The sequence below is a fragment of the Mesorhizobium sp. M7A.F.Ca.MR.362.00.0.0 genome (assembly GCF_004023175.1).
In the GTDB taxonomy this organism is placed as follows: domain Bacteria; phylum Pseudomonadota; class Alphaproteobacteria; order Rhizobiales; family Rhizobiaceae; genus Mesorhizobium.
In genome coordinates, this window is the sequence record NZ_RZTF01000089.1 from 13,088 (window position 1) to 18,921 (window position 5,834).

The 5,834-nt window shown below is 65.5% G+C and carries 6 protein-coding genes; 3 read left to right on the top strand and 3 right to left on the bottom strand.

All coding sequences use genetic code 11. The annotated features are described in order from the left end of the window. Together EOC06_RS42500 and EOC06_RS14050 are read left to right on the top strand one after the other, a co-directional pair. The coding region (locus tag EOC06_RS42500) for a peroxidase family protein (RefSeq protein ID WP_306462351.1) at positions 1–1,127 on the top strand (1,127 nt) is incomplete at its 5' end. Positions 1,128–1,310: 183 nt separating this feature from the next. Next, positions 1,311–1,868: a GNAT family N-acetyltransferase gene (locus tag EOC06_RS14050; RefSeq protein ID WP_128308049.1), complete on the top strand. Its 558-nt coding sequence runs from the start codon at positions 1,311–1,313 to the stop codon at positions 1,866–1,868. 44 nt (positions 1,869–1,912) lie between these two features. Here the strand turns inward: EOC06_RS14050 and EOC06_RS40155 are convergent, their stop codons facing one another. Next, positions 1,913–2,155 (bottom strand): hypothetical protein, encoded by a 243-nt coding sequence (locus EOC06_RS40155; RefSeq protein ID WP_164898572.1) that lies wholly within the window; start codon positions 2,153–2,155, stop codon positions 1,913–1,915. 172 nt (positions 2,156–2,327) lie between these two features. Next, positions 2,328–2,744 (bottom strand): helix-turn-helix domain-containing protein, encoded by a 417-nt coding sequence (locus tag EOC06_RS14055; RefSeq protein ID WP_128308050.1) that lies wholly within the window; start codon positions 2,742–2,744, stop codon positions 2,328–2,330. A 105-nt stretch (positions 2,745–2,849) separates the two neighbouring features. Here EOC06_RS14055 and EOC06_RS14060 point away from each other — a divergent pair, with 105 nt between their 5' ends. Further along, positions 2,850–5,036, top strand: coding sequence for a heavy metal translocating P-type ATPase (locus EOC06_RS14060; RefSeq protein WP_128308051.1), 2,187 nt, complete (start codon positions 2,850–2,852; stop codon positions 5,034–5,036). 6 nt (positions 5,037–5,042) lie between these two features. Here the strand turns inward: EOC06_RS14060 and EOC06_RS14065 are convergent. Next, positions 5,043–5,834, bottom strand: a 792-nt coding sequence (locus tag EOC06_RS14065; protein ID WP_164898573.1) for an MFS transporter, incomplete at its 5' end; no start/stop codon positions are given.

Below are 5,834 nucleotides of genomic sequence, written 5' to 3' on the forward strand. Positions count from 1 at the left end.
CCCACGATCCGTCCAAGCGCCGCGCGCCTGCCATGCTGACCACCGATCTCGCACTGCGGGTCGATCCGGCCTACGAGAAGATTTCGAGGCGCTTCCATGAGCATCCGGACCATTTCGCCGACGCGTTCGCCCGGGCCTGGTACAAGCTGACCCATCGCGACATGGGTCCGGTCGTTCGTTATCTCGGTCCGCTCGTGCCGAAGGAAGAGCTGATCTGGCAGGATCCGATCCCGGCGGTCGACCATGAACTGGTCGGCGAGCAGGACATTGCGTCGCTGAAGGCGAAGATCCTGGCATCGGGCCTGTCGGTCTCCGAACTGGTCTCGACTGCCTGGGCCTCGGCCTCGACGTTCCGCAATTCCGACAAGCGCGGAGGTGCCAACGGGGCACGTATCCGACTGGCACCGCAGAAGGATTGGGACGTCAACCAGCCGGCGGAACTGTCGAAGGTGCTGGCGAAGCTGGAAGCCATCCAGAAGGAGTTCAACGCGGCACAGACCGGCGGGAAAAAGATCTCGCTGGCCGATCTCATCGTGCTCGGCGGTGTCGCTGCGGTCGAGAAGGCGGCGAAGGACGGCGGCCACGAAACCAAGGTGCCGTTCACGCCGGGCCGCATGGATGCTTCACAGGAACAGACCGATGTCCATTCCTTTGCCGCGCTCGAGCCGAAAGTCGACGGCTTCCGCAACTATGTCAGGGGCAAGCAGCCGATGTCGGTCGAGGCCATGCTGGTCGACCGGGCGCAATTGCTGTCGCTGACCGCGCCCGAGATGACGGTTCTGGTCGGCGGTCTGCGCGTGCTCGGCGCCAACACGGCCAAGTCGAAGCACGGCGTGCTCACCGACCGGCCGGGTACGTTGACCAACGACTTCTTCGTCAATCTGCTCAGCATGAACACGGTCTGGGATCCGGCGGCCGGCTCCGACGAAGTCTACGAGGCGCGTGACCGCAAGACCAAGGCGGTCAAGTGGACCGGCACCCGTGCCGACCTGATCTTCGGCTCGCACGCCCAGCTCCGCGCGCTTGCCGAGGTCTACGGGTCGGCGGACGCCAAGGCGAAATTCACCAGGGATTTCGTCGCTGCGTGGACCAAGGTGATGAACGCCGACCGCTTCGACATTGCCTGAACTCGCATAAGGCACTCCGGCGCAGCCGCGCCGGAGTGCCAATCCTCCCAAGGACATGAGATCGGGGCCGCGTTTCCAGCGATGGGAACGCGGCCCTTGTCGTAAGAGGCCGCGCTTTCGTGGACCGTGCCTTCCCGGGCAAGGATGCTATTTTACCGGCGTAGCGTCTCCCACCGGTGGAATATGGTCGAAATCGTCAAACCCGCGCTTGAACATCTGCCGTCCTACAAGGCGGCGCTCGAGCGCGGCTGGTCGCCGGACAATGTGCGGCTCGAAGAAGCGACGCGCGAGCAGCTTGCGGCAATCGAAAAGGATCCAGTGGCCTTTCTCGCCGACCTCGATGATCCCCAGGCCAAGGGTGATCCGATCACCTTGCCCGGCGGCAAGCAAGTGCCGCGCCTGCCGGGCTTCCGCCGCTGGATCTGGGACGGCGAGGCGTCGGGCTCGATCGGCTTCCGCTGGCAACCTGGCACGGCCGCTCTGCCGCCGCATGTGCTCGGCCATATCGGCTATGCGGTGATGCCATGGAAGCGGCGACGCGGCTACGCCACCGAGGCGCTGCGGCTGATGCTGGACGAGGCGAGGGCGGTCGGCCTGGCTCACGTCGAGATCACCGCCAAGCCGGGCAATCCGGCCTCGCACAAGGTGATACTGGCCAATGGCGGCAAGCTCGTCGAACGCTTCTTCGAGGATGCTGCCTACGGCGGGGCGGAAAGTTTGCGGTTCAGGATCGAGTTGTAGGGGCGCGGGGCGCCGCGGCCGGAGGGGTGGTTAGTTCTGCAGCATTAGTAATTGTAGGTCTGCACATGCGCCGTCATCGGAGTCCGTCCGCCAATAGCGGCCATCACATCGAGTAAATCCGATACAATACCATGGCGATGAGCATCACCACGAGCGCGATGAAAATGCGTTCCACCCACCGCATCAGCTTCGACTTCGAGGGGTTGCCCGATATCGCGTTTCCCAATATGTCCCCAAGAAAATGAAGCAAATTGTCCATCGCGTGGTTGGCCTCCGATTTTATACATTTTGCCGTCAGTGATTGTACTGGATCAACCACTTTAACGTTAGCATGTCTGCGAAAAGTCAAAGCAGAAATATGCTCGTTTTACGTCGCCCAGTGCCGGTGGTTCTGCAGCGCTGCGACTCTCTAAGGTCACTGCACGGAACCCATAAGGCTGCGCCGCGTCGCTCCTTGCCTCACCCATGTTCGTCAGCGCACAGCGCGTGGTCGGACAGCGCGCGGATGACGTAGCAGTCGCCGACCGTCTTGCCGTCGCAGCAAGAAGCGATGCGCTCGAGTTCGGCTTCAAGCCGCTTCAGCTGAGTGATCTTCTCCCGCACCGAGATCAATTGTTCTTCGGCGATCCGGTCGGCGTGGCCGCAGGGCTGCTCGGGGTGGCTGCTCAATTCGATCAGCGAGCGGATGTCGTCGACGGCGAAGCCGAGGTCGCGGGCGTGGCGGATGAAGGCCAACCGCTCCAGCTCCTGCCTGGAATAGCGGCGCTGGTTGCCTTCCGAACGCTCGGGTGCGGCAACAAGGCCCATCTGCTCGTAATAGCGGATGGTCGGCACCTTGACCCCGGTGCGGCGCGAGAGATCACCGATGGAAAACATGAATTTGCCTCTTGAAGCTCTAGTCACTAGAGCAATTACAATGCCTGACATCAGCATTCAAGACCATACGGCGACGCCGCGCGGGCAAGACAGGCAGGTGATGTGATGACGACGCTCCTCAAGCAGGAAACAATCAGGCAGACACGGTTCAAGATCGGCGGCATGGACTGCGCCTCCTGCGCGGCCAAGATCGATACGGCGGTGCGTCGCCTCGACGGCGTCGCCGATGTCTCGGTTTCGGTGACCGGCGCCAGCATGACGGTCAGCCACGGCGGCGCGCTGCCGGAAGACAAGGTGCTGCAACAGGTGGCAAGGCTCGGCTATGGCATCGTCAAGGCCGAGGCGCAGGTATCGCCGATCTCAGACAGGGCGCACGCCGATCACGTCCCCAATGACCATGAAGGCCACGATCATGGCCATGCCGAGCCGGGGCAGGCGTGGTGGCGTTCCCGCCGGGCGGTGTTGACGCTGGCCTGCGCGGCAGCGCTTCTCGCCGCCTATGGCATCGGCCATCTGTTCCCAGTGGCGGAGCGCTGGGTCTTCCTTGCCGCCCTGCTGGTCGGCCTGGCGCCGATTGCGCGGCGCGCGCTGATGGCGGCATTGGCCGGCACGCCGTTCTCGATCGAGATGCTGATGACTATCGCGGCGATAGGCGCCGTGATGATCGGCGCCACGGAAGAGGCAGCCGCCGTGGTGGTGCTGTTCCTGATCGGTGAACTTCTGGAAGGTGTCGCAGCCGGCCGGGCGCGGGCGAGCATCCAGGGACTTGCGGACCTGGTGCCGAAGACGGCCTTGGTCGAGCGCGCGAGCGGCACATCGGAAGTTCCTGCCGAACGGCTCGGCGTCGGCGACATCATCCTGGTGCGGCCGGGCGACCGCATCCCGGCCGATGGCGAGATCATCGAGGGCGCGAGCGAAATCGACGAGGCGCCGGTGACTGGCGAGAGCACGCCCAAGCGCAAGGGCGTTGCGGACGCCGTCTTTGCCGGCACGATCAGCACAGACGGCGTGCTCAGGGTTCGCGTGACGGCTGCCGCGTCTGACAACACCATCGCCCGAATCGTGCGGCTTGTGGAGGAGGCGCAGGAAGCCAAGGCGCCGACCGAACGCTTCATCGACCGCTTCTCGCGCACCTACACCCCGGCGGTGCTGGCGGTCGGCGCGCTGGTTGCGCTGTTGCCGCCGCTGCTTGCCGGTGGCGACTGGAACGAATGGATCTACAAGGGCTTGGCGATCCTGCTGATCGGTTGCCCCTGCGCGCTCGTCATCTCGACGCCGGCAGCAATCGCCGCTGGCCTTGCGACCGGCGCGCGGCGTGGCCTGTTGATGAAAGGTGGTGCGGTGCTGGAAGGCTTTCGCCGGGTCACGGCGGTGGCCTTCGACAAGACCGGCACGCTGACCGCGGGCAGGCCCGTGGTGACCGACATCATGGTCTATGGCCGCGATGAACGCACCGTGCTGGCGCTGGCGGCAGCGCTCGAGCAGGGTTCCAGCCATCCGCTGGCCATGGCGATCCTCGACAGGGCCAAGGCCGATGGTGCGCCGGTGCCGCCGGCTTTGGCGGCGAAGGCGATCTCGGGCAAAGGTGTCGAGGGCAGCGTCGGTGGCGTCGCTGTTTTCCTCGGCTCCGGCCCGGCGGCGGGCGAACGCGCCGACATGACGCAAGCGCAGCGCCTTGCGGTCGACAGCCTCAACGGGCAGGGCAAGACCGTGTCAGTGCTGGTCGCCGACGGCGTGGTGGCAGGGCTGATCGCCATGCGCGACGAGCCGCGACCGGATGCGGCGGCCGGCATTGCGGCGCTCAAGGCCGAAGGCATCCGCACGATCATGCTGACCGGCGACAATCGCCGCACGGCGCAAGCCATCGCCGCTTCGCTCGGCATCGAGGCTCGGGCGGAGCTGTTGCCTCAGGACAAGCAGCGCATCATCGGTGAATTGCAGCGCGAAGGGCTGAAGGTCGCCAAGGTCGGCGATGGCATCAACGACGCACCGGCGATCGCCGCCGCCGACATCGGAATCGCCATGGGCGGCGGCACCGATGTGGCGCTGGAGACGGCGGACGCGGCGATCCTGCATGGCCGCGTCATGGATGTCGCGCGCATGGTAAGACTGTCGCGGGCGGTGATGGCCAATATCGGCCAGAACATCAGCGTTGCGCTCGGGCTGAAGGCGGTGTTCCTGGTCACCACCATTTTGGGCATCACCGGCCTGTGGCCGGCGATCCTGGCCGATACCGGCGCCACGGTGCTGGTCACCGCCAACGCCATGCGCCTGCTGCGCTGGCGCGGGTGAAGTGGTCTATTCCGCCGGAGCCGTCAGCGGCGGCGTGGCGTGGCTGCGCCCTTCCCAGACATAGGATGCCAGCGCCACCGCGACGGCGACCAGCATGGCTATGGCGCCCAGCAGCGGCAGGCTGCGGTAGCCATAGCCGCTGTTCAGCATCGCGGCGCCCAACGACGCGGCCAGCGCGATGCCGACATTGAAGCCGGACGGAATGAGCGACGAGGCGAGGTTCGAGGCGTCCGCCGTCCAGGCCAGGATGCGGGTCTGGATCGGTGTGCCGATGGCGAAGTTGAGGCCGCCCCAGACGACGATCGCCACAACCATCGGCAGGGGATAGGGGCTGACGGCGTAGATGACGGCCAGCGTCACCGCCTGCAGGGCCAGCATGGTGATCAATGACGGCATCAGCTTCCAGTCGGACAGTTTGCCGCCGAGGAAGACGCCGAGCGTGGCGCCGACGCCGTTGAGCAGCAGCACCCACGGCACCAGGTTCTCGTCGAGCCCGGTGACCTCCAGCAGTGTCGGGGTGATGTAGGTGAACAGGCCGAACTGGCCGATCATCAGCATCAGCATCAGGATCAGCGAAGTCCAGACCTGCTGGCGGGCCAGCACACGGACCTCGCGGGCGAAACCGGCGGGCCTGGCCGATGAGCCGGTGGTGCGCGGCAACAGGGCTGCCATGGCAAGCGTCGCCGCCACGCCGAGCGCGCACATCACCCAGAAGGTGGCGCGCCAGCCCCAGATGTTGCCGATAGCGGTGCCGGCCGGCACGCCGATGACGTTGGAGACGGTGAGGCCAGACAGGAT

Bases quoted from the DNA above. Each gene is read 5' to 3' on its own strand.
- EOC06_RS40155 (WP_164898572.1), bottom strand. From the start codon at position 2,155: ATGTATAAAATCGGAGGCCAACCACGCGATGGACAATTTGCTTCATTT.
- EOC06_RS14060 (WP_128308051.1), top strand. From the start codon at position 2,850: ATGACGACGCTCCTCAAGCAGGAAACAATCAGGCAGACACGGTTCAAG.
- EOC06_RS14055 (WP_128308050.1), bottom strand. From the start codon at position 2,744: ATGTTTTCCATCGGTGATCTCTCGCGCCGCACCGGGGTCAAGGTGCCG.
- EOC06_RS14050 (WP_128308049.1), top strand. From the start codon at position 1,311: ATGGTCGAAATCGTCAAACCCGCGCTTGAACATCTGCCGTCCTACAAG.